The organism is Actinomadura sp. NAK00032 (assembly GCF_013364275.1).
In the GTDB taxonomy this organism is placed as follows: Bacteria; Actinomycetota; Actinomycetes; order Streptosporangiales; family Streptosporangiaceae; genus Spirillospora.
In genome coordinates, this window is record NZ_CP054932.1 from 6,033,104 (window position 1) to 6,056,396 (window position 23,293).

Below are 23,293 nucleotides of genomic sequence, written 5' to 3' on the forward strand. Positions count from 1 at the left end.
CCGGTCGAAGGGGGTTTCCTTTACGCCCGGCATCGGCACCGGCCGGGCACCGGCGGGCGGAAATTCAAAAAGCATGACCACAGAACTGATCGGGCTTGCCCCGTCCCCTTTCACCCCGAGCCTGCGCCGGGAACGCGATCGGCCCGCACTTTCCCGGAGTCAACGCCCTGTGTTCCCGCCAATACAGAGCGCCGCCGCTTTCCGCGCTCGACCGGAACCGCCCTCGACCCGTGTTCTACTCAGGAGTAGCGAGGTCACAGTCAACCAGCCTGTCACATGCCTCGCAATCCCCTCATAAGTAGAAGTTGGCCGGTCGCATTGCTAACGGGAGTGACAAAACGGCGGCCGCGCGCCGCGGGTCGCCACCGCCGCGACGCTCATCGGATGACAAAGGTTGACAACCGGATCGGCCCACACCGGTCACCCAGTGTGATCGTCAGCGGGCCGGGTACTCGTGCACGACCACCGCGGCGGCGCGCACCCCGGGGTGCCGCTGCAGGACGGCCTCGATCTCGCCCAGCTCCATCCGCACCCCGGCGATCTTGACCTGCCGGTCGACGCGCCCGAGGTACTGCAGGGTGGGCCGGTCCTCGCCGCCGGCGCCCGCCGGGAGCAGCTTGACCGCGTCGCCCGTCCGGTACAGCCGGCCCGTCGGGGACGCGGGGTCGAACGGGTCGCGGTAGAACGCCTCGCGGGTCCGCTCGTCGTTGCCGAGGTAGCCGCGCCCGACGACGACCCCGCCGACGAACAGCTCGCCGGTCTCGCCGACGTCGCAGGCCGTCCAGGCGCCCTCGTCCTCGCGCAGCACGTACAGGCGCGCGTTGACGACGGGGGTGCCGATCGGGAGGCGCAGGAGCTTCAGGTCGCCGGCCGTCACGGTGTGGTGGGTGACGTCGTCGGAGCACTCGGTGGGGCCGTAGGCGTTGAGGAGCCGGGCGTGCGGCATGGCCTCCAGCCAGCGGCGCGACAGCTCGGCGGGCAGCTCCTCGCCCGTGGCGATCATCCAGCGCAACCCCGCCAATGACCGTTGCCGGGGGGTCGTCCCCCCGGAATGAGACGAGCCGGGGGCGAGGTCGTCGAGGAGGTGCCTGACCATGGTGGGGACGAGCTCGACGACCGTGATGCCCTGCTCGTCCACGGCGCGGGCGAACGCGGCCGGGTCGTGCCCGACCTCGTCGCCGATCACGTCGACCCGGCCGCCGACCAGCAGCGGGCACAGCATCTGCCAGATCGAGATGTCGAAGCCGAGCGGGGCGGTGAAGGCGACGGCGTCCGCGCCGGTCAGCTCCAGGTCGACGATCTTCGCCCAGAGGTGGTTGAGCATGCCCTGGTGCTCGACGACGGCGCCCTTCGGCCGGCCCGTCGACCCGGAGGTGAACAGCACGTACCGGGGCTGGTCGGGGGCGGTGAGGCGGGGCTCGCCCGGCCAGGGCGCCAGGCCGCGCGCGGCGGCCGCGTCGAGGACCCGGCAGCCTGCCTCCGCGGCGCCCGCGAGCAGGGCCGGGGCGGTGCGCGGGCCGTCCACCGCGACCAGCACGGACGCGCCCGCCTGGCCGAGGACGTCGCGGACGCGCCCGGCGGGCCACGTCTCGTCCGCCGGCACGTACAGGGCGCCGACCAGCTCGATCGCCAGGAACGCGGCGATGACCTCGGCGCGGCGGCCGCCGCCGACGCCGACGACGGTGCCCGGCTCGACGCCCTCGGCCGCCAGCAGCGCGGCGAGCCGGCGGGCCTCGGCGGCCAGGTCGCCATAGGAGAGCGTGCGGCGCCCGTCGGCGACCGCCGACCGGTCCCGCTCGGCGGCGAACCGCTCCACCCGCGTGATGACCGGGTCGCCCAGGTCGACCTCCAGGTCGCGGAGCATCCCGTGCCGGGCGGCCAGCTCCCGGGCCCGCCCGGCCTCGGCCGCGGGCACGTCCAGGGCGGGCAGCCCGGCCGTGGGCAGCAGCCGGTCCGCGGCGGGTCCGCGAGCAGTCATCATTACTCTCCGTGATGTAGAACCACTCCGCTGTAACAGCAATACAAGCGGAGCCATAGCTTATGTCCGGCACCTGCCAGAAGCATCTCGCATTCCAACCTACCAACGAGTAATCAGGGGGTTGCGACGGCAACTTGCTCGCAGGTACGGTGAGGCTCCGCATGGCTCTGGCGTGAAGCCCGGCGGCGAACTCGGGGGAAGATGAGGGAATTGTTTCTTCATTTGAGGGTGGACGCGTGCCGATAATCACCTCGCCGCAGGAATTCAACGTCGACGACCTTTACGTCGATCTGCGGGCCGTTATCAAGCGGCCGCTCTACCTTAAATGCGAGGGCTTCAATTTCGCCGGCTCGGTCAAGCTGAAGGCGGCCGCCGCGATGGTCGAGGCGGCCGAGCGCGACGGCGCGCTCACCGCGGGCTCGGTGATCGTCGAGTCGTCGTCCGGCAACCTCGGGATCGCGCTCAGCCTCATCGCCGCGAGCCGCGGCCTGCGGTTCGTCTGCGTGACCGACCCGCGCTGCAACGCCGCGTCGATGCGGGTCATGCGGGCGCTCGGCGCCGAGGTCCGGGTCGTCTCCGACCGGGACGCCAACGGCGGCTACCTCGGCGGCCGGATCGCCTACGTCCGGAACCTGTGCGAATCCGACGAGCGGTACGTGTGGCTGAACCAGTACGCCAACCGCAACAACTGGCTGGCGCACTACCGCGGGACCGCGCCGGCGATCGACCGGGAGTTCCCGGACCTGGAGGTTCTCTTCGTCGGCGCCGGCACCACGGGCACCCTGATGGGCTGCGCCCGCTACTTCCGCGAGCACCGGCGCCCCGTCACGATCGTGGCGGTCGACGCGGTCGGCTCCGTCACCTTCGGCGGCATCCCGGAGCGGCGCATGGTGCCGGGCCTCGGCACCAGCAGCAGGCCCGCGCTCGTGGACGAGTCGTTCATCGACGACGTCGTGCACGTCGCCGAGCCCGACACCATCCGGACCGTGCACGCGCTCGCCGCCCGCGGGTTCCTGTTCGGCGGCTCCACCGGCACCGTCGTGTCCGGCGCGTCCCGCTGGCTGGACGCCAAGTACCCCGGCGAGGACCCGGTCGCCGTGGCGATCGCCCCCGACCTCGGCGAACGCTACCTGGACTCCATCTACGCGGAGGGCTGGGTGCGCGAGCACTTCGGCGACCTGCCCGCCGAACCCGCCGGTATCCTCGGCGACTGATCATCGAGAAAAGACGGAGTTTCCCACCATGACGCAGGTTCCGGCATTCGCCGTGGTCTCCGGTGCCCAGGTCCACGAGGCCGTCGCCGGGCGCGAGGAGCAGGTCACCCGGATGGTCGAGGCGGCCTACCGGCTGCACGGCGAGGGGCTGACCGTCAACCCCGACTCCTACTTCCTGCGGTTCCCGGACCGCCCGTCCGACCGGATCATCGCCCTGCCCGCCTCGGTCAAGGGCGACGTCGGCGTGCACGGCATCAAGTGGATCTCCAGCTTCCCCGGCAACGTCGCGGACGGCATCCCGCGGGCCTCGGCCGTGCTGGTCCTCAACGACGCCGACACCGGCTACCCGTTCGCGTGCCTGGAGAGCTCGATCATCTCCGCGGCCCGCACCGCCGCCTCCGCCGCGCTCGCCGCCGCCACCCTCGCCGACGCCCGCGGCGACCGGCCCCGCCGCGTCGGCTTCATCGGGGTCGGCCTCATCGCCCGCTACCTCCACACCTACCTGGCGGGCAACGGCTTCGCCTTCGACGAGCTGGGCGTCCACGACCTCTCCCGCGAGCACGCCGAGGGGTTCCAGGAGTACCTGGAGCGCTCGGAGAAGGGCGAGATCACGATCCACGACTCGGCGGAGTCGCTGATCCGCGCGTCCGACCTGATCGTCTTCGCGACGGTCGCCGGCGAGCCGCACGTCCACGACCCGGCCTGGTTCGCGCACAACCCGCTCGTGCTGCACGTGTCGCTGCGCGACCTCTCCCCCGAGATCATCCTGTCGTCCTACAACGTCGTGGACGACGTCGAGCACTGCATGAAGGCCAACACGTCCCCGCACCTGGCCGAGCAGAAGGTCGGCAACCGCGACTTCGTCGCCGGCACCCTCTACGACGTCCTCACCGGCACGACGGCCCCGCCCGCCGACAAGCCCGTGGTCTTCTCCCCCTTCGGCCTGGGCGTCTTGGACCTGGCGGTGGCGAAGTACGTCTACGACCAGGTCGAGTCCGCGGGCACCCTGCACACGGTCCCCGACTTCTTCCACGAGCTGAAGCGCTACGGCTGACCCAGGCCCGCGGCCTCCACCGGCGGGGCCAAGACCATCACGCGGTCACAGGCCATGTTGGCCTTGGCGCCCATGTAGGAGCCCGCGCCGGGCCACCCGGCGCGGGCCAGTTCCACGAACCGCTCGGTGAACCCCAGCGCCACCAGGCCGCCGAGCGGCACGAACCTCACCGCGCGGATCTCCCTGGTGTCGCCGCCGGCGATGTCCCCGGCCGTCCCGCCGAGCCGGCGGGCCTCGAAGGTGATGTGCAGGACGTGGGCGCCCGCGTCCGGCAGGTGGTCGCAGACGTAGAGCAGCCGTCCGGCCTCGACGTCCAGGCCGGTCTCCTCGCGCATCTCCCGGACCAGGGCGTCCGCCAGCGGCTCGCCCTCCTCGACCTTCCCGCCGGGCAGCGACCACGACCGCCCGGTACCGGTGTCCTGGTCGAGCAGCAGCACCCGCCCGTCCTCGACGAGGATCCCGGTGACCCGAACCAGCATCCCCGCAACCTACCGAAGCACGACTCCCGGCGGCGCGTCAGACCTCGATGACGACCTTGCCGGGGACGCCCCGCCGCTTGGCCTCGAACGCCTCCCGGGTCTCGGCCAGCGGGTACACGGCGCCGACATGGGCGCGGAGCCGGCCGGCCCCGGCCCGCTCGGCGATCTCGGCGAGCTGGCCGCGGTCGGGTTCGACGATGAAGTAGACGGCGCGGCCGTCCGGCGGCTCGACCGGCGGCGGGGCCGTGATCGAGACCAATGTGCCGCCGGGCTTGATCCGGCTCGCGGAGCGGGCGAGCAGGTCGCCGCCGATGGTGTCGAAGATGACGTCGACGGGCTCGACGGCGTCCTCGAAGCGCTCGCTCTCCAGGTCGACGAAGGCGTGCGCGCCCATCCGCCTCGCGACGTCGGCGGCGCCGGCCCGGCCGGTGGCGATGACGTGCGCGCCCGCGTCGCGGGCCAGCTGGACGGCCAGGCTGCCGGTGCCGCCGCCCCCGCCGTGCACGACGACCGTCCGCCCCGCGCGCAGGCCGCCGTGGACGAACAGCGCCTGCCAGCACGTCAGGCCGGCGAGCGGCAGCGCGGCCGCCTCGGTGAAGGACAGCGACCCGGGAATCGGCGCGAGGTTGCGCGCCTCGACGGCGACGTACTCGGCCGCCGCGCCGTCGCGGTGCCAGTCGGTCAGCCCGAACACGCGGTCGCCCACGGCGAACCCGGCGGTGCCGTAGGCGACCTCGGCGACCACGCCGGCGACGTCGTGGGCGGGGACCGACGGCGTCCGGTCGCGCCCAGCCCGGTCGACCCACGTGCCGGGCCAGTCGAGTTCGTCGGGGACGAACCCCGCGGCGCGCACCTGCACGACGACGTCGCCCGTGGCCGCGTAGGGCCGCGGCGCGTCCTCCACGACCAGGCCCTCGCCCTCACCGTCGGCGCTCTTGTGTATGCGTACAGCTCTCATGAATGACCTCCCTGGAGACGGCTTCCCCAGGAAGACGACATTGCACGGGGGCGTGTGACAGGCGGGCCGGCGCGGGCCCGGCGGGACGTCCGCCGGCGGCTCGGGCGAAGCCGGAGGTGTTCAGCTCCACCCCGATCGGCTCCGGCAGGGGAAGGGACTCGCCGATGCGGCCTGTGAGCAGAGCGCCACATTTCGCATACAGATCGTGGTTCCCGAGCGGTGCATGTCCAGCCTGCGGCTCCTGCCCCTCGCAGGGCAGATAGAACGGGGCCGAATGGGCACGGTCTGGTTATGGATGAGCGAGATGTCGGGCGTGGGGACGTCCAGGAGCTGTCGGACTTCGAGCTGGTCGTGTACGAGACCGTGGCGGAGATCGACAAGGAGCGCGGCGCGGCCGACTTCGACACGATCGGGGCGCTGGTCGAGGCGCCCGAGGAGGATCTGTGGGCCGCGCTCGGCCACCTGGTGTCGATCAACCACCTGCACTCGACCAGCGAGGGCTACGTGCTCGGGCCGCACGACTGGGCGCCCTGACCGTCCCGCTGGATGGGAACGGCGGTGAGCCGGACCGGCGGCGCGCGGCACCATGGGCCGGTACGACTGGGACGCGCGTGGGAGGCCGCCGGAATGAAGCTCGTCGTCACCGAGGAACAGCGGGAGCTGCGGGACGCGCTGCGGCGCTTCTTCGCCGACCGGTCCCCCGCCGCCGAGGTGCGGCGCCTCATGGAGACGGCCGCGGGCTACGACCCCAAGGTGTGGGCGCAGATGGCCGAGCAGCTCGGGCTGCAGGGCCTCGCGATCGCCGAGGAGCACGGCGGCGCCGGGTTCGGGGTGCGGGAGCTCGCCGTCGTGTTCGAGGAGATGGGGCGGGCGGTCGTGTGCGCCCCGTTCCTCGCGACGATCACCGCGGCGGCGGCGCTGGAGGCCGGCGAGGGCGGGCACGACCTGCTGGCCGGCATCGCGGACGGCTCCGCCATCGCGACGCTGGCGGTGGCCGAGGACGGCGGGTCCTGGGACCCCGGCGACGTGGCGGCCGTGTTCGAGGACGGCCTGCTCAGCGGCACCAAGAGCTTCGTCCTGGACGGGCACATCGCCGATGTGGTCCTGGTCGCGGCGCGGGACGCCGACGGCGTCGGGGTCTACGCCGTGGAGGACGTCTCGCGGCTCGTCCGGACGCCGGTCGTGACGCTCGACCAGACGCGCAAGCTGGCCCGGATCGCGTTCGACGGCGTCCCGGCGCGGAAGGTCGGCGGGCGGGAGGCGCTGCTCAGGGCGCTGGACATCGCGGCCGTCGCGCTGGCCGCCGAGCAGCTCGGCGGCGCGCAGCGGACCCTGGACATGACGGTCGAGTACGCGAAGGTCCGGCACCAGTTCGGCCGCCCGATCGGGTCGTTCCAGGCGATCAAGCACCGGTGCGCGGACATGTTCGTGCTGGTGGAGTCGGCGCGGTCGGCGGTGCTGAACGCGGCGGCCGCCGCCGACGAGGCCCCGGAGGAGCTGCCGGCCGCGGCCGCGCTGGCGAAGGCGTACTGCTCGGACGCCTACTTCCACACGGCGGGCGAGGCGATCCAGCTGCACGGCGGCATCGGCTTCACCTGGGAGCACGACGCGCACCTGTACTTCAAGCGCGCCCAGGGGTCGCGGCAGCTGTTCGGCGCGCCGGACCGGCACCGCGAGCGGCTCGCCGCCCTCGCCGGGCTCACGGGTGCAGCCGCAACCCCTTGAGCACCTTGTCCACGCCGTTCCTCGGGCCGTGGACGGCGAACCCGACCAGGGGCATCTCCTCGGCGGTGACGGCGCGGACGGTCGCGCGGTTGGCCTCGTCGTGGCCGGTCTTGAACATGTCCTCGATGTAGACGGCGATGTCCATCCCGCGGGCGAGGGCGCGCGCGTGGGACTGCGCGATCGCGGCCGTGTCCGCCTCGTAGACCAGCACGGGCTGCCGGAACATCGCCAGGTACGGGTTGCCGGACGCGTCCTCGTACGGCTCGCCGATCACGCCGGGCACGCCGCCCGCCACGGCGCTGGCGAGGAACGCGGTCACGTTGAGCCGCTGCCACGCGGCCAGGTCGTCCCGGACCACGATCCCGATCTTGGTGTCGAAACGCATGCCGGACAGGGTGCCGCGCCGGGCGGCGGCCCGTCTTGAACGCTCGTGCGCGACACTGGACGTGTGGACTGGAGCAGGTACTGGCGGTCGCCCGACCGCCCCCTGGAGGCGATGCACGCCCACTTCGAGCGGCACGTCTACCACCGGCACAGCCACGAGACGTACTCGTTCGGCGTGACCGAGGACGGCTACCAGGCGTTCCGCTGCCGGGGCGGCGCGCACACCAGCGCGGCAGGGATGGTCATCGCGTTCAACCCCGACGACCCGCACGACGGCCACGCCGCCGACGAGCTGGGCTTCACCTACCGGATCGTGCACATCGGCCCAGAACTGGTCGCGGACGTCCTGGCCGACATGGCGGGACGTCCGGCCGGGCTCCCGCTGTTCGGCTCCCCCGTCGTCGACGACCCCGTCCTGGCGCGGAACCTGCGCGGCCTGCACGCGGCCCTCCTCGGCGGGGCGACGGCGCTGCGCCGGGACGAGCTGCTGACCGCGACGGTCGGCGCGATGGTCGCGCGGGCCGCCACCCGGCGGTCGCGCGTGTCGGCGGCCGGCGGCTTCGCGGAGCGGGCCAGGCGGCGCCTGGAGGAGGCGTACCTGGACGACGTCGGCGCCGACGCGCTGGCCGAGGCGGCGGGATGCAGCCGGTTCGCGCTGTACCGGGCGTTCCGGCGGGAGTACGGGATGGCGCCGAGCGACTACCAGCGCCAGCTCCGGCTGCGCGCCGCGCGCCGCCACCTCGCCCGGGGCGAGGCCGCCGGGGACGTCGCGGCCCGCACCGGCTTCGCCGACCAGAGCCATCTGACACGCTGGTTCGTGCGCTGCTACGGCATGACGCCGGGCCGCTTCCAGCGTGGCGGTTGAGGCCGGTTGAGCCTGGTTGGGGAAGAATGCCCGCCATGAAACGGGCGAGCGGGGCGATGTTCGGGCTGGCGTACGGCGACTCCCTGGGGGCGCCGACCGAGTTCCTCACCATGAAGCAGATCCACCGGCGCTTCGGCGACCACGCGCCCACTCAGCTCAACGGCGACCCGGCGCTCGTCACCGACGACACGCAGATGGCGATCGCGGTCGGCCTGGCCCTGCTGGACGCCCTGGCGAATCCGCCGTTCACGCCCGACCTGATCATCCCGATGTGGCGGCGCCGCTTCGTCGACTGGCTCAACAGCCCCGACAACAACCGCGCGCCCGGCAACACGTGCCTGCGCGCGTGCCGGAACCTGGAGGCCGGGCGGCCCTGGGTGAAGGCCACGGTGGCGGGTTCCAAGGGCTGCGGCGCCAACATGCGCGTCGCGCCGGTGGGCCTGGCGCCCGGCCTGACCGACGAGACCCGCGCCGGGGCGTCCCAGCTCCAGGCCGCCCTCACCCACGGCCACCCGACGGGGCTGGCGGCGAGTGAGCTGACCGCGTTCGCCGTGCGGTGGCTGGCCGACGGCATGGCCCCCGCCGACCTGCCGGCGGCGCTGCGCGCCCGCTGCCACGAGCAGCGCACGACCTACCACGGGCGCTGGCTCAGCAACCTGTGGCAGCAGCCGGGGATGGACGCCCCGGAGACGTTCATCGCGCGCGGCTGGGACGAGTGCCTGGCCGTCCTCGACCGGCTGGACGAGGCCGTCGCGCGCGGCGACCGGGCGTCCGACCCCTGCGGGATCACCGGCGCGGGCTGGATCGCGGAGGAGGCGCTCGCGACCGGTCTGCTGTGCTTCCTGCTGTTCCCGGACGAGCCGGTCGAGGCGATCTGGCGCGGCGCCGCCAGCTCCGGCGACTCCGACTCGATCGCCTGCCTGGCCGGCGCCTTCGCGGGCGCGCACCTCGGGCTGGACGCCTGGCCGGACGAGTGGCGCTCCCGCATCGAGTACGCCGACGCCCTGGCGAAGATCGGCGAGGCCTGGGACTGACCCCGCCGGGGCGGTTCAGGAGGCGGACCAGCCCGTCCAGGCGTCGATCGTCACGGCGATGACCGGGCCCTCGGGCGGGCGGTCGCGGTACTGGGCGTAGCGGTCCGCGAGCAGCGCGACGGGCTCGGCCATGCGCGCCGGGTCGTCGACGACGGCGGCGCGGCCGTCCACCCGGACCCACCACAGGCGGTCCCAGTCGTCCTCGTAGTGGTCGGCCAGCAGCGCGACGCGCGGGTTGGCGCGGATGTTGGCGAGCCGCCGCAGGTCGCGGCTGCTCTTGGGCTTGTGGTCGACGGCCGTGTAGACGGCGCCCCGGTGCACGGCGAAGGTCACCGGGACCAGGTGGGGTCGCGCGTCCTCCCCCACGGTCGCCAGGCGCGCGACGGGGGCGGTCGCCAGCAGCCGGCGCGCCTCGTCCGGTGGAAGCTTCGGCACCCCCTCAGCCTGCCACGTTCAGTCCGCGAAGTCCGGCGGGCGGTGCTCCTTGCGGGCCTTGATCGCCTCTTCGAAGTTGCGGGTGGTGAGGCGGACGTACAGCTGGGCGAGGCCCTCCTGGCCCATGTGCGCGTCCAGGCTCGCGGCGTCCAGGCTCGACCACAGCATCCGCTTCGTCAGCTCCACGCCGGGGCGGCTGAACGCGGCGATCCGCTCGGCGAGGTCGTAGCAGGAGTCGAGGAGCTTGTCGCCGGGGACGACGCGCGACAGCAGCCCGATGCGCTCGGCCTCGGCGGCGTCGACGTCCCGGCCGGACAGCATCAGCTCGAAGGCGCGGGACGCGCCGATCGCGCGCGGCAGCAGGTAGCTGAGGCCGAGCTCGCTCGCGGTGAGGCCGTTGTTGATCCCGGCGGCGCGAAAGAGCGCGGTGTCGGAGCCGAGCCGGATGTCGGCGGCCAGCGACAGGCAGAGCCCGCCGCCGATCGCCGGGCCGTTGACCGCCGCGATCACCGGCTGGTGGACGCGGCGCATCGCCCGGACCACGTCGTCCAGCAGCTCCATGGAGCGCAGCGCGATCGTCGGCAGCGTCAGCCCGTCGATGCCGGGGATGTTCCCGGGGTTCTCCAGGTCGGCGCCCGAGCAGAAGCCGCGCCCGGCGCCGGTGACGACGACGGCGCGGGTGTCGTTGTCGCGGCCCACCTCTTCGAGGGCCTCGCGGAACGGGACCATCACGTCGAAGGCCATCGCGTTCATGCGCTCGGGCCGGTTGAGCGTGATGAGGGTGATGTGCGGGCGCGGCTTGTCGATCAGGACGAAGGGCAAAGCGGGCCTCCCGGAGACAACCTAACAAGCGTTAGGTTACACGCGGGAACTCCGGCGGCGTGAGGCCGCGCTCGACCACCGCCGCCAGCTCCTCGTCGCTCAGGATCCGCGGCTCCCCGATCGTCCTGGCCCGCACGTAGACGCCGCACAGCCATTCGAGGAGGCGCGCGTTCTCGAACGCCTCGTCCAGGTCGCGGCCGATGGTGACGCCGCCGTGGTTGGCCATCAGCGCGGCGCGCTTGCCGCCCGCCATGGCCTTCCGGACGTTCTCCGCCAGTTCGGGCGTCCCGTAGGTGGCGTACTCGGCGACCTTCACCACACCGCCCAGCAGCAGGGTGTTGTAGTGGATCGGCGGCAGCTCGGTCATGGTCGTCGCGACCACGGCGCCGTAGGTCGAGTGGGTGTGCACGATCGCCGCCGCGGGGGTCGCCTCGTAGAGCGCGAGGTGCATGGGCGTCTCCGACGACGGCGCCGCCTCCCCCTCCACGAGCTGCGCGGACAGGTTCACCACCGGGCAGTCGGCGGGCTCCATCCGGTCGAGCATCATCCCGCCGGGCGTGACCGCGACGAGGTCGCCCGAGCGGACGCTGACGTTGCCCGACGCGCCCGTCACGAGGCCGGTCTCGGCCAGCCGCCGGCCGATCGCGCAGATCCGGTGCCGTTCGTCCCTCAACAACATGCGAATACCTCTCACGTTCCTGGGCCGCATTGCGTACGCTACGGCCCTGACGATCATTAAGGGGCCCGTCATGACCGTTGTCACCGTGGGCGCGCACATTGTGGACGTGCTCGCCCGGCCCGTCGAGGGCATCCCGGACGGGCAGGACACCGTCGTCGTCGAGCAGATCCGCGCCACCGCCGCGGGCGCCGCCGCCGGGACCGCCGTGGCGCTCGCCCGGCTCGGCAACGACGTCATCTCGGTCGGCGCCATCGGCGACGACGACCTCGGCGACCTGCTCGTGGCGATCATGACACGGAACGGGGTGGACGCGACCGGGCTCGTCCGGCGGACCGCCGACCAGACCAGCGCGTCGGTCCTGCCGATCCGGCCGGACGGCGGGCGGCCGAGCTTCCACGTCCCCGGCGCGAACCTGACCCTCACCACCGGCGCGGTCGGGCCCGGCCTGCTCGGCGCGGCGGGCTTCGTGCACCTCGGCGGGCCGGACGTCACGTTCGGGCTGAACGACCCGGCCTTCTTCGAGATGCTCGCCGCCGCCCGCCGCACCGGCACCGTCGTCACGATGGACCTGCTGTCCAACCTGCCCGACCTGCTGGCGGGCGCCGCCGCGTTCCTCCCGTACGTCGACCACTTCCTGCCGAACGAGGAGCAGGCCGCCGCGATGACCGGGGAGCAGGACCCGGAGAAGGCCGCCGCCGCGCTGCTCGGCCAGGGCCCGCGCACGGTGGTCGTCACGCTCGGCGCGGAGGGCAGCCTCGTCGCGACCGCCGGCGGCGTGCACCGGCTGCCCGCGCTGCCGGTCGAGGTCGTCGACACGACCGGCTGCGGTGACGCGTACTGCGCCGGGTTCATCACCGGGCTCGCGCACGGCGAGGACGTCCCGGAGGCGGCGCGCTGGGGCACGGCCGCGGCGGCGACCGTCGCCCAGGGGCTCGGCTCCGACGCGTGCCTCACCGGCCTGGACGCGGTCCTCGCCCTGCTGGACTGACGCGGACTGACGCGGACTGACGCGGACTGACGCGGACTGACGCGGACTGACGCGGACTGACGCGGACTGACGCGGACCGGCTCAGATCTTCTGCTCCCGGCCCGCCCAGTACGGGTCGCGGAGCAGCCGCTTGTAGAGCTTGCCGGTCGGCGTCCTCGGCATCTCCTCGACGAAGTCGACCGACCGGGGCGCCTTGTACCCGGCGAGCGACGCGCGCACGTGCTCGACCAGCTCCGCGGCGAGCGCCTCGGACGGCGCGGCGCCGTCGGCGAGCTCGACGGCGGCCTTCACCTGCTCGCCGAACTCCTCGTCCGGGACGCCGAACACCGCCACGTCCCGGACGGCCGGATGGGTGATCAGCACCCCCTCGATCTCGGCCGGGTAGATGTTCACCCCGCCGCTGATGATCATGTCGATGGCGCGGTCGGCGAGGAACAGGTAGCCGTCCTCGTCGAGGTAGCCGACGTCGCCGGTGGTGAACAGGCCGTCGCCGCGGTGCACCGAGCGGGTCTTCTCCTCGTCGCCCCAGTACTCGACGTCGTCGCCGCTGGTGTAGCGGAAGTAGATCCGGCCGCGCTCGCCCGGCGCGGCGGGCTCGCCGTCCTCGCGCAGGACGCGGACCTCGGTCGTCGGCAGCGGCAGGCCGACGCTGCCGGGCTTCTTCAGCCACTCCTCGGCGGTGATGACGCTGTTCACCGACGCCTCGGTGGAGCCGTAGTACTCGTGCACGACCGGCCCCAGCCAGTCGATCATCTGCCGCTTGACCTCGGGCGAGCAGGGCGCGGCGCCGTGCCAGACCGCCGCGAGGCTCGACCCGTCGAAGGCCGCGCGGGCCTGCTCGTCCAGCCGCAGCAGCCGGACGAACTGGGTCGGGACGAGGTGCACGTTCGTGACGGCGTGCTCGTCGATGAGCCGCAGCGCCGCGGCCGGGTCGAAGTCGCGCCGCATCACCACCGACCGGCCCCTGAGCAGGAACACCAGCGACCACAGCCACTGCGCCGAGTGGTACACCGGGCCGACGAGCAGCGACCGGCCGTCCGGCGGGATGCGCAGGACCTCGGCGAACACGTCGCCGATCAGGCTCGCCGTCTCGATCGGGGCGCCGGCGCCGAGCTGCTTGCGGCTCACGCCCTTCGGGCGCCCGGTGGTGCCCGAGGTGTAGAACATCGGGAAGCCCATCAGCGGGTCGGCGATCTCCTCCCGCTCCCCGGTCGCGAGGAACTCCCCGTACGGGGTGAAGCCCTCGACGGGGCCGCCGAACGCGACGCGCGCGGCCAGGTCGAGGCCCGCGGACGCCTCGCGGGCGGTGCCGCCGAACGCGTCCTCGGAGAACAGGGCGCGGGCGCCCGAGTCGGTCAGGACGTAGCGCAGCTCGTCGGCCGTCCAGTGCCAGTTCACCATGACGTACCGGAGGCCGATGTGGCCGGCGGCGCACATCAGCTCGAAGTACTCGCGCCGGTTCCCGGAGTGGATCGCGATCGCGTCGCCGGCGCCCAGGCCCAGCCCGCGCAGCGCGTCCGCCAGCCGGCCGGTCCTGGCGTCCAGCTCCCGCCACGTGGTGCTTCCGTGCTCGTCGGTGATGGCGGGTTCGTCCGGCTTGGCGTCGGCGTACGGGCGGAGCAGTGCGGCCATCGGCCACCTCCTGGAGCGCGACAGGGCCCTGTTCTGCGACTCTAGGACCGCTTCGCCCGAAAGGCCAGGTCAGGACGCGGACTGCCCGGCGGGCGCCCCGTACAGCACGGCGTCCGCGGCGCCCGCGAGCTGCTCCAGCCGGTACACCTCGGTGCGGTGGAACGGCGGCGCGCCCGTGCGGGCGGCGACCAGCGCGACCGCGCCTAGGGCGAGCGGGCACACCGCGTACTGGGTGCCGTCCGGCGCGGTGAACGCGCGCGGCCGCAGCGGCTCCAGGTCGGGCAGGGCGGCCCCCGGCACGCCGCCGACGCTGGCGTGCACGAGCAGCATCGCGCCCTCCCCGGCCGGCTCGGCGAGCCCCGCCCAGTCGGCGCTGAGCAGGGCCGGGACGGCGTCGGCGAGGATCTCCATGCCGCGCTCGGGGACCGCCGCGACCTGCCCGATCACGGCCGCGTCCGGGAAGGCGCCCTGCGGCTCCAGCGTCGGCCAGATCCCGACGACGTCCACCCCGGCGACCGAGCCGAGGCCCTCCACCAGCCGCTCGATGCCCGCGCCCGCGGGCCAGGCGACGGTGAAGTCGTCCATCGCCCGGCCGGCGCCGCGCTCCAGCACCGCCATCTGCACGACGTCGGCGCCCGCCGCGCCGAGGATGCGGGCCACCTGCCCGAGCGCCCCCGGCCGGTCCGGGAGCCGCACGCGTATCCGCAGCAACATCGCCACCTCCAGTGTCCATGCGAGACCTCAGTCTCGGTGACGGCCGTTTCCCCGGTGTTACCCCCACGTGTCGGCCGGAGAAAGAGAAGCGGCAAGAGTCGGTGCTGGAATGACGGGCACGCGTCAAACTAGAGTCCAGACAAGGTCATCGTCAGGCCTGTCGTACGCACGCCGTCCAGCATTAAGGTAACTGCACGTGTCGAGGGACGGGGAACCCCCAGTCAACGATGGCTCCGGGGCCGGGCCGGAGCAGGCCTCCGGCGGGGACGGGGACGAGGGCGCGGCCTTCCGCGCCGGCGTCCGGGACGCCCTGGCCGGGCTCGCCGCGCGGCTCGACCGCGAGCACGAGCGGGCGGCGCACCGCGAGGCGGTGATCGACCGGCTGCACGAGGAGAACCAGCGGCTGCGGCGCGGGGAGCTGCAGCACCTGCTGGAGCCCGTCCGCACCGCGCTGTACCGGGTGCACGACCAGGCGCGCCGCGAGTCCGGCCGGCTCGCCGCGCCGGGCCCCGCCGAAGCCCCCGACCCCGGCCAGACCGCGCTGCTGCTGGCGGCGCTCGCCGACGACGTCGCGGACGCGCTGGCGCGGCTCGGCGTCGAGCGGTTCACGGTCGAGCCCGGCGCCCCCTACGACGCCTCCCGGCACCGCCCGGTCGCGGTCACGCCCGTCGCCGACCCGCTGGCCGACGGCACCGTCACCGCCGTCCAGTCCGACGGCTTCGAGCAGGGCGGCAAGGTGCTGCGCAAGGCGGCGGTCAGCGTCGGCAAGCTCGACCAGGGCGCCGGCGGCGCCGGCGAGAAGGACCTGGAGCCCGCCGGCAGGGCCGCCCAGGCGGGCCGCGACGGGGCGGAGCGCGGCGAGACGATGAACTCAGGACTCGGGACCGACAGGTGAGAGGGACATGGCTGTCTACGGGATCGACCTCGGAACCACGTACTCCTGCATTGCCTCCATCGACGACGTGGGGCGGCCCTCGGTCCTGCGGAACCTGGAGGGCACCGACACCACGCCGTCCGTCGTCTTCTTCGAGAGCGGCGAGAACGTCGTCGTCGGCGCCACCGCGAAGGACACCGCGGTCCTGGAGCCCGACAACGTCGTCAGCCTGATCAAGCGGGACATGGGCCGCGACGTGACGCGGCCCGTCCACGGGATCGACTTCACCCCGGAGGAGGTGTCGGCGTTCATCCTGCTGAAGCTCGCGACGGACGCGCGCACCACCACCGGTGAGGACGCCCGCGACGTCGTCATCACCGTGCCCGCCTACTTCGGCGCGGCCGAGCGCGACGCGACCCGCAAGGCGGGCCGGATCGCCGGGCTGAACGTCATCGACATCGTGTCCGAGCCGATCGCCGCCGCGATCACCTACGGCGTGCTGAACCCCGAGCAGGACCGCACGATCCTGGTCTACGACCTCGGCGGCGGCACGTTCGACACCACCGTCATCACGCTGCGCGACGGCCACATCGAGGTGGTGTGCACCGACGGCGACCACGAGCTCGGCGGCGCCGACTGGGACGCGCGGCTGGTGGAGCACCTCGCCGAGCGGTTCCGCGAGGAGCACCCCGACGCGGGCGACCCGCTCGACGACAAGCAGACCGAGCAGCAGCTCCGCCGCGACGCCGAGGACGCCAAGAAGGCCCTCACCACCCGCACGTCCCAGACGGTGCGGGTGATGCACGCCGGGCGGGTCGCGGCGGTCGAGGTGACGCGGGAGAAGCTGGAGGAGCTGACCAAGGACCTCCTCGACCGCACCGTGGAGATCACCGGCCGGACGCTGTCGACGGCCGCCGACAAGGGCGTGGACGACTACGACGACCTCGTGCTCGTCGGCGGGTCCACGAAGATGCCGGTGGTCGCGGCGCGGCTGCAGACCGAGCTCGGCCTGTCCCCCCGCCTCCAGGACCCCGACCTCGCGGTCGCCAAGGGCGCCGCCCTGTACGCGTTCGAGGAGACCTACCGGCGGCTCGTCCGGGAGGGCGCCGCCGACCGCGCCGAGGAGATGGCGAGCCGGGCGGGCCTGTCCGCCGAGCAGCAGAAGCAGATCGCCGGGCGGCAGATCAAGACGGTCGCCTCGCACGCGTTCGGCATCGTCGTGGTCGACCGGGAGAGCGGCGCCGAGACCGTCGCGCACCTCGTGCACGCCAACGACGCGCTGCCCGCCGCGAAGACCGAGGACTTCTTCACCGTCTACGACGACCAGGCGTCCGCCGACATCCGGGTGATGGAGCAGGCCGGCGTCGTCGAGTCCGCCGACCTGATCGACAACACCGAGATCGCGACCGGGGAGATCCGCGTCCCGCCGGGCAAGAAGGCGGGCTGGCCGATCGGCGTCACGTTCGCGCTCGACTCCTCCGGGCTGCTGAACGTCACGGCCGTGGAGAAGGAGACCGGCGAGCGGCTGGAGCTGAAGGTGGACGTCGGCGGCATGTCGGAGGAGGAGGTCGAGCGGTCCCGCAAGGCCCTCTCCCGGGTCCAGGTGAGCTGAGCGGCCGGCCGGCCGCCCGGAGGCGCCCGTGACGTTCGACGACGACTACCGGCGGGACGTGCTGGAGCCCGCCCGGGCGGCGGGCGACCAGCCGCCCGAGGACCTGCGCGTCCGCTACGCGCTGGACGAGCCGCTCACGGCCGCGGGCGTGCCGGCGCGGGTGAAGCAGGTGCGGCAGTGCTGGCGGCGGGCCCGCGGGCAGCTGAAGTACCGCAAGCTGATCGACCGGCTGGAGGCCGAGCACCGCGAGCTGGCGCCGCTGTTCGCCGCCGCCGAGCGCGGCGACCCGCACCCGCTGGAGCAGCGGCTGCGCGGCGGCGCCGAGCGCACCGAGCGGCGCCGCGGCGACGCCCGCGCCCGCCTCGCCGACGCCGCCGGGGCACTGCGGATGGCGGCGCCCGCCGAGCTGGAGGGCATCGCCCGCACCGGCGGCGTGCCCCGCGCGCAGCTCGCCGAGCTGGCCGCCGCCGACGGCATCGAGATCCGCGAACCCGACCCGCTGCCGTCCGCCGCGCCCTACCCGGCGTACCGGAAGGTGCGCGAGTCGCTGGACGTGCTCGGCAACCGGCACCTGGCCGACTTCCTGTTCGGCGCGCGGCTGACCGGCCCGATCCGCGTCCTGGACGGGTTCGCCGCGCCGGGCGGCGCCCTGCGCCTGGACCGGGACGCCGTCGCGGCGGCCGGCGCCGAGTGGGCGCGCCGCGGCCGCGACACGAGCACCACCCACGCCGACACCGTCCTCGCCGCGCTCCGCTCGGACGCCGACCCGCACGCCCTGCTGCTGTTCGACGTGGCCGACCGGCTGCGCGAGCGGCTCCGGCAGCGGGCCTCGGAGCGGGCGCTGCTCCGGCACGCGGTCGAGGACCTCGGCATCGACCGGGGCGACGCGCGCCGGCTGGTGTTCGCGCTCGTGCGGGAGAGCGGCCCGGCCGCCGCCGGCGGGCCCGCGGGCCGGCTGCGCGCCCTGCTCGACGCGGGCGACGTCCACGCCGCCGCCGAACTCGCCGACGCGGCGAAGATCCCGCTGCCCGGCCCCGGCGGGGAGCCGCCGGAGGAGGAGGCGCTCGCCGCCGAGGCCCGGCACCGGCTCGACACCGCCCTGCGCCTCCGCGAGACCGCCGCCGCCGAACCCGACCCCGACCGCGCCTTCCGGCTGCTCGCCGACGCGCTGCGCCTCGTCCGGGACCTGCCCGGCGCCGAGCACCACCAGCGCCGCCTCCCGCCCCGTCCGGTCCCCGCCCTCCACGCTGACGCCGACGCCGGTTCGGCGGGCGCCGCGGTGAAGCTGTCGTGGGAGGCGTCGCCCTCCACCGCCGGTGAGATCTCGTACCACGTGGTGCGGCGGGTCGGGCGGGCGCCGCGCGACGTGCGCGACGGGGAGGCCGTCGGGGGAGCGCTGGACGAGCGCCCGCCGGTGAACGTCCCCGTGTACTACGGGGTGTTCGCGGTGCGGGGCGAGGGCGTCGCGGCGCCCGCGGCGGCGGGGCCCGTCGTGGTGCGGCCGGAGGCCGGGGACGTCGCGCTGACCGGCGGGGACGGGCAGGTCACCGGGCGGTGGCGGTGCCCGGCGGAGGCGGCGCGGGTCGTCGTCCTGCGGGACGGGCGGGCCGTGCCGGCGGGCCGGGACGGGTTCCGCGAGCGGGTGCCCAACGGGCGGACCCTCCACTACCTGGTGTGCGCCGTCTACCTGGACGCGGCGGGCCGCGAGGTCATGACGGACGGGGTGCGCGCCTCGGTCACGCCGACCGCGCCGCCCGAGCCCGTGTACGAGCTGAGCGCGGCGGCCGACGACGCCGATCCGGGGCTGGTGCGGGTCCGGTTCGCGCCGCCCGCGCACGGGGCGGTGGAGCTGGTGCTGTCGGACGGTCCGCCGCCGTGGCCGCGCAGCGCGGTCGTCCCGCTGGAGGAGGTGCGGCGGGAGACGCGGCGGCTGGCGTGCACCCCGGTCCCCGGCGGGCTGGACGTGCGGCCCGGCGCGGGCGGGTGGCTGCTCGCGGTGACGGTCGCGGAGGGCACCGCCGCCGTCGGCGCCTACCACCGGCACGTGAACCTGCCGCCGCCGCGCCGGCTGGTCGCCGAACGGCGCGGCGCGTACGTGCACGTCGGGTTCGACTGGCCGGCCGACGTCACCGAGGTCGACCTCGGGTACTCGGTCGCCGGCGACGAGCGCTCGGAGGTGGTGACCCGCGCCGCCTACGACACGCAGGGCGGCATCCGCGTCCCCGCCCCCGAGGACGCGGCCGTCGCGCTGTCGGTCGCCGCGGCCGGGATGGTCGGCGGCGCGCGGGTGACCGGGCCTGCGGTGACCGCCGCGCTCGCGGCCCGCGCGGTCGTCCACTACGACGTACGGCGGTCGGGGCCGCCGTGGCGGCGGTCGCTGACGATCCGGCTCACCGCGTCCCGGCCGCTGCGGGTGGCGCGGCTGTCGCTGGTGCTGCGCGCCGGGCGGGTCATGCCGCACCGCCCCGGCGACGGCGACACGCTCGGCGCGTGGGAGCAGGTGCCCGTGCCGGGCGAGCTGTCGCTGGCGGCGCCGGCGGCGTCCGGCCCGTACTGGCTGCGCTGCTTCGCCGACGACGACGGCGTCGAGCTGAGCGACCCGCCCGTCCGCCGGCTGCAGGTCTCGGGATGACGCGGCCGCTGGCCCGGGCCGGGTTCCCCGGGGTGCCGTCCAGGCAGGGCGTCACCTGCCCCTACTGCTTCGCGCAGGTGGCGCCGCAGCGGGTGCTGTTCCGGTGCCGCGGGCAGGTGGGGCGCCGGCAGGGCTGCGCGCCGGTGCTGGACGAGGCCCTCGCCGCGTACACCGGCTCGACGGCGGGCGCGTCGCTGCCGCCGGTGTTCGCCGCGTCCGGGCGCAAGGGCCGCGCGGACTGCCCCGACTGCGGGCTGCCGACCGGCAACCGGGCCTGCCCGGAGTGCCACAACCCGCTGCCGTCGGCGTACTGCGACTCGCCGGGCCGCATCGTCGCGCTGGTCGGGGCGAAGAACGCCGGGAAGAGCACCTACATCGCGGTGCTGCTGCACGAGCTGATGAACCGGGTCGGGACGGAGCTGGACGCCTCGCTCGTGGCGTGCGACGACCGGACGATCGAGCGGTACAAGCGCGACTTCGCCCGGCCGCTGCTGGAGGAGCGGCGGCTGCTGCCGACGACGGCGAGCGCCGCGACCGGGCCGCGCGAGCCGCTGGTGTACCTGCTCACGCGGACGCGGCGGGGCCGCTTCGCGCGGCCGCGCAACGACTCGCTGGCGCTGGTGCTGTTCGACACCGCCGGCGAGGACCTGCGCAGCCGGGAGGCCACCGACCTGCACCTGCGCTACCTGGAGGCCGCCGACGCGGTCATCTTCCTGGTCGACCCGCTGGAGCTGCCGGGCGCGCGGGCCGGCGTGCTGGACGCGGTGCCGGGGCCCCGCGCGGCGGCGGACGACCCCGACAGCGAGCCGCTCAACATCATCGCGCGGGTCACCGAGGCGCTGCGGCAGCGGCACGGCACCCGGCCGGGCGCGCCGCTGCCGGTGCCGGTCGCGGTGGCGCTCACCAAGATCGACGTGCTGCGGCCGGGGCTGCTGCGGCAGTCGGCGCTGCACCGGTCGCGGTCCGGGCAGGGCGTCCTGGACCTCGACGACAGGGACGCGGTGGACGAGCAGGTCCGGGCGCTGCTGCACGACTGGCAGGCGGGGCAGCTCGACACCTACCTCGGGCAGCAGTACGCCGACCACGCGCTGTTCGGCCTGTCGGCGCTCGGCGGCGTCCCCGAGCGGGGCCGGGTCGGCGCGGGCGGCGTCCGCCCCTACCGCGCCGAAGACCCGCTGCTCTGGCTGCTGTACCGGTTCGGGATGCTGGACGGCGTCCGCCCCGGAGGTGGGTAGTGGCCTGGCAGCTGCACTACACCTCGGCGCGGCGCGGGCCGACCGGCCGGGCCGGGTTCCAGTTCGTCGCGGAGACGCCCGGCCTGCCGGACGGGGTCCGGGCGGGCGTGACGCCGTACCTGTCGTACCGGCCGCCGCCGGACGCGCCGCCCTCCCCCGACGACGCCGAGCTGGGCCTGTTCCCGGTGTCGCTGCTGTACGACCGGGTCGACGGCCGCCCGCTGCTGCTGCGCTGCCGCTACCTCGGCCGCGACTACTCGGGCCGGTACGGCAACTTCTTCGCGCACGCGGTGGTGGCCGAGCCCGACGAGCTGGAGGGGATGCGGCCCGCCGAGCTGTGGCGGGCCGCGCACTGGGCGCACGCCCCCGCGCCGGAGGCCGTCCTGGACCCGGTGGACGAGCTGGCCCCGGGCGCCGCGCTCGATCCCGAGGCCCTCGCCGCGTGGCTCCCCGCGTCCGGCCCGGACGACCCGTACGCGCTGCTCGCCGGGCTGGTGGACGCGGTCGCGGGCGTGCTGGCCCGCGGGCACGGGCGCGTCGTGCTCGTCGCCGACGACGTCGAGCTGGTCGCGCGGTGGATCGCGGTGGTGTCGTACTCGCTGCCGGTCGCGGCGGCGGCGCGGCTGTCGTTCGTCACCTACACCGCCGACCCGGACGGCGCGGCGCAGCGCCTGGTCGGCACGACGCCGGCGGTCTGGGCCGGCGTGCGGCACCACGCTCCGCACGCGTCCGCGTTCGACCTGCGGGCGGGCGGCGCGGACGGGACGGCGAGCCGGTTCGCGCGGACCGTCGCGGACTGCTGGCGCGGCGCCGACTTCGGCGGCCTCGACGCGCTCGGCGAGCTGGCGCCCCTGGACGACCCCGCGCGGGAGGGCGCCGCCGCGCTGCTGGCGCTGTGCCGGGGCGACGCGGACGTGACCGCCGCGGAGCAGGGCGCGGCGGCGGAGCTGCTGGCGCGGCGCGGGCCCGCGATCCCCGGCTGGGTGTGGCGCGACCTCGTGCCGGGCGTCCCGTCCATGGGGCCGGGCCTGGCGCTCGCCGTGCACGAGCACGCCCCCGCCGCACTGCGGGACGCGGTGCTGGACGGGGTGGTCGCCGGGCTCGCGGCGGGGCGGGCGGCCGCGCTCACCCCGGACCACTGCGACCTGCTGTACCGGCACGCCGAGCGGCTGCGCACGGTGCCCGACGCGGCGGTCACGGTGCTGACGTCGGTGGCCCGCCGCCATCCGGGGCGCCGCATCGCGGTGACGGGCGAGCTGCTGCGGCTGGAGTGCGACGGCCTCGACGACGTGCTCCGCGAGGTGTGGGAGGCGCCGCCGTCCGCCGGCGAGTGCACCGACCTGCTGGACGCGCACGGCCCGCATCCCGCGCTGGCGGGCCTGCCGTCCCGCACGTTCACGCGGCTGGCCTTCCCCGGCGGGGAGCGGCTGACCGAGACCGCGGCGCTGCGGCTCGCCGAGCGGGTCCGGGAGGTCATGCCGGACGGCCGCGCCGGGCGCGACGCCGCCGTGGTGAAGGCGTACGCGGCGGCCGTGACGGCCGATCCCGGACGCGCGGCCGGCGCCCTGGCCGAGATCGCGGCGGACGGCGGCGCGTCCCGGCAGCTCGCCGGGGAGGCGTTCACCGGGGCGGCGCGGCGGCTGGCCGCGCGGCCGCCGCGGTTCCGGGCGGAGCTGCTCGCGGCGCTGCCCGCGCCCGTCCGCGCCCGGGTCGCCGAGCGGTGGACCGCCGAGCTGGCGGGCCGCGCGCGGGGCGGGCGGGGCCCGCTGCTGGGCCGCGAGATGGAGCAGCGCAACGACCTGGTCGAGGTGGTGCTGCGGCTGCGCGAGCGCGGCGTCGCCGAGCCGTCCCTGGAGGCGTGGGCGCGGGCGGCGGCGGGGCGCTGGCTCGCCGGCCGGCAGCTCGACGCGCGGCTGTCGCGCAGCCCCGAGCTGCGCGCCGCGCTCCGCGACCTCCTCGCCGAAGGCGGGGGGTGACCG

At 74.9% G+C, this 23,293-nt stretch carries 21 protein-coding genes; 12 read left to right on the forward strand and 9 right to left on the reverse strand.

Going from position 1 to position 23,293, the window contains the following annotated elements; genetic code table 11:
• Nucleotides 1–436 precede the first annotated feature (436 nt).
• Nucleotides 437–1,981, reverse strand: a complete 1,545-nt coding sequence (locus tag HUT06_RS27870; RefSeq protein WP_254715424.1) for an amino acid adenylation domain-containing protein — start codon at nucleotides 1,979–1,981, stop codon at nucleotides 437–439.
• Between the two features lie 233 nt (nucleotides 1,982–2,214).
• On the opposite strand from HUT06_RS27870, the gene sbnA reads away from it, so the two are divergent.
• A complete protein-coding gene (gene sbnA, locus HUT06_RS27875; protein WP_176198419.1) occupies nucleotides 2,215–3,192 on the forward strand; it encodes a 2,3-diaminopropionate biosynthesis protein SbnA in 978 nt (325 codons plus the stop codon).
• A gap of 28 nt (nucleotides 3,193–3,220) precedes the next feature.
• Complete coding sequence (sbnB, locus tag HUT06_RS27880; RefSeq protein WP_176198420.1) at nucleotides 3,221–4,246, forward strand: 2,3-diaminopropionate biosynthesis protein SbnB; 1,026 nt, start codon at nucleotides 3,221–3,223, stop codon at nucleotides 4,244–4,246.
• Here sbnB and HUT06_RS27885 read toward each other — a convergent pair.
• Nucleotides 4,237–4,725 (reverse strand): NUDIX domain-containing protein, encoded by a 489-nt coding sequence (locus HUT06_RS27885; protein WP_176198421.1) that lies wholly within the window; start codon nucleotides 4,723–4,725, stop codon nucleotides 4,237–4,239. The genes sbnB and HUT06_RS27885 overlap by 10 nt on opposite strands.
• Before the next feature lie 37 nt (nucleotides 4,726–4,762).
• Nucleotides 4,763–5,683 carry an NADP-dependent oxidoreductase gene (locus HUT06_RS27890; RefSeq protein WP_176198422.1) on the reverse strand — a complete coding sequence of 307 codons (921 nt, stop codon included), beginning with the start codon at nucleotides 5,681–5,683 and terminating at the stop codon, nucleotides 4,763–4,765.
• A gap of 291 nt (nucleotides 5,684–5,974) precedes the next feature.
• On the opposite strand from HUT06_RS27890, the gene HUT06_RS27895 reads away from it, so the two are divergent.
• Entirely contained in the window at nucleotides 5,975–6,217 is a 243-nt protein-coding gene (locus HUT06_RS27895; RefSeq protein ID WP_089324922.1) for a hypothetical protein, read from the forward strand.
• Nucleotides 6,218–6,310: 93 nt separating this feature from the next.
• The gene (locus HUT06_RS27900; protein ID WP_176198423.1) at nucleotides 6,311–7,408 is read left to right on the forward strand and encodes an acyl-CoA dehydrogenase family protein; all 1,098 of its coding nucleotides are present in this window, start codon (nucleotides 6,311–6,313) and stop codon (nucleotides 7,406–7,408) included.
• Here HUT06_RS27900 and HUT06_RS27905 read toward each other — a convergent pair.
• Complete coding sequence (locus HUT06_RS27905; RefSeq protein ID WP_176198424.1) at nucleotides 7,383–7,793, reverse strand: DUF2000 domain-containing protein; 411 nt, start codon at nucleotides 7,791–7,793, stop codon at nucleotides 7,383–7,385. The genes HUT06_RS27900 and HUT06_RS27905 overlap by 26 nt on opposite strands.
• 63 nt (nucleotides 7,794–7,856) lie before the next feature.
• Between HUT06_RS27905 and HUT06_RS27910 the strand changes: the two genes are divergently transcribed.
• On the forward strand, nucleotides 7,857–8,657 hold the full coding sequence (locus HUT06_RS27910; RefSeq protein WP_254715425.1) for an AraC family transcriptional regulator: 801 nt from the start codon (nucleotides 7,857–7,859) through the stop codon (nucleotides 8,655–8,657).
• A 35-nt stretch (nucleotides 8,658–8,692) separates the two neighbouring features.
• Nucleotides 8,693–9,691, forward strand: a complete 999-nt coding sequence (locus tag HUT06_RS27915; RefSeq protein ID WP_254715426.1) for an ADP-ribosylglycohydrolase family protein — start codon at nucleotides 8,693–8,695, stop codon at nucleotides 9,689–9,691.
• 15 nt (nucleotides 9,692–9,706) lie between these two features.
• Here HUT06_RS27915 and HUT06_RS27920 read toward each other — a convergent pair whose 3' ends face one another.
• From HUT06_RS27920 to HUT06_RS27930, 3 genes are read right to left on the reverse strand one after another with little or no spacing between them, the layout of a single operon-like run.
• The gene (locus HUT06_RS27920; RefSeq protein WP_176198425.1) at nucleotides 9,707–10,126 is read right to left on the reverse strand and encodes a TIGR03668 family PPOX class F420-dependent oxidoreductase; all 420 of its coding nucleotides are present in this window, start codon (nucleotides 10,124–10,126) and stop codon (nucleotides 9,707–9,709) included.
• Nucleotides 10,127–10,144: 18 nt separating this feature from the next.
• Nucleotides 10,145–10,948 (reverse strand): enoyl-CoA hydratase, encoded by an 804-nt coding sequence (locus HUT06_RS27925; RefSeq protein ID WP_176198426.1) that lies wholly within the window; start codon nucleotides 10,946–10,948, stop codon nucleotides 10,145–10,147.
• A 31-nt stretch (nucleotides 10,949–10,979) separates the two neighbouring features.
• Nucleotides 10,980–11,627 carry a class II aldolase/adducin family protein gene (locus HUT06_RS27930; protein WP_176198427.1) on the reverse strand — a complete coding sequence of 216 codons (648 nt, stop codon included), beginning with the start codon at nucleotides 11,625–11,627 and terminating at the stop codon, nucleotides 10,980–10,982.
• 70 nt (nucleotides 11,628–11,697) lie between these two features.
• Here HUT06_RS27930 and HUT06_RS27935 point away from each other — a divergent pair, with 70 nt between their 5' ends.
• Nucleotides 11,698–12,615, forward strand: coding sequence for a carbohydrate kinase family protein (locus HUT06_RS27935; protein WP_176198428.1), 918 nt, complete (start codon nucleotides 11,698–11,700; stop codon nucleotides 12,613–12,615).
• Nucleotides 12,616–12,696: 81 nt separating this feature from the next.
• Here HUT06_RS27935 and HUT06_RS27940 read toward each other — a convergent pair whose 3' ends face one another.
• The gene (locus HUT06_RS27940) at nucleotides 12,697–14,247 is read right to left on the reverse strand and encodes an AMP-binding protein (RefSeq protein WP_176198429.1); all 1,551 of its coding nucleotides are present in this window, start codon (nucleotides 14,245–14,247) and stop codon (nucleotides 12,697–12,699) included.
• A gap of 69 nt (nucleotides 14,248–14,316) precedes the next feature.
• Entirely contained in the window at nucleotides 14,317–14,961 is a 645-nt protein-coding gene (locus HUT06_RS27945) for an ACT domain-containing protein (protein ID WP_176201665.1), read from the reverse strand.
• A gap of 196 nt (nucleotides 14,962–15,157) precedes the next feature.
• Between HUT06_RS27945 and grpE the strand changes: the two genes are divergently transcribed.
• From grpE to HUT06_RS27970, 5 genes are read left to right on the forward strand one after another with little or no spacing between them, the layout of a single operon-like run.
• Nucleotides 15,158–15,856: a nucleotide exchange factor GrpE gene (grpE, locus tag HUT06_RS27950; RefSeq protein ID WP_176198430.1), complete on the forward strand. Its 699-nt coding sequence runs from the start codon at nucleotides 15,158–15,160 to the stop codon at nucleotides 15,854–15,856.
• Between the two features lie 7 nt (nucleotides 15,857–15,863).
• Nucleotides 15,864–17,447, forward strand: a complete 1,584-nt coding sequence (locus HUT06_RS27955) for an Hsp70 family protein (RefSeq protein ID WP_176198431.1) — start codon at nucleotides 15,864–15,866, stop codon at nucleotides 17,445–17,447.
• Between the two features lie 28 nt (nucleotides 17,448–17,475).
• The gene (locus tag HUT06_RS27960; RefSeq protein WP_176198432.1) at nucleotides 17,476–20,079 is read left to right on the forward strand and encodes a hypothetical protein; all 2,604 of its coding nucleotides are present in this window, start codon (nucleotides 17,476–17,478) and stop codon (nucleotides 20,077–20,079) included.
• Complete coding sequence (locus HUT06_RS27965; protein ID WP_176198433.1) at nucleotides 20,076–21,314, forward strand: GTPase; 1,239 nt, start codon at nucleotides 20,076–20,078, stop codon at nucleotides 21,312–21,314. The genes HUT06_RS27960 and HUT06_RS27965 overlap by 4 nt, the downstream gene beginning before the upstream one ends.
• Nucleotides 21,314–23,290 carry a hypothetical protein gene (locus HUT06_RS27970; RefSeq protein ID WP_176198434.1) on the forward strand — a complete coding sequence of 659 codons (1,977 nt, stop codon included), beginning with the start codon at nucleotides 21,314–21,316 and terminating at the stop codon, nucleotides 23,288–23,290. Before HUT06_RS27965 ends, HUT06_RS27970 begins: the two co-directional genes overlap by 1 nt.
• Nucleotides 23,291–23,293 lie beyond the last annotated feature (3 nt).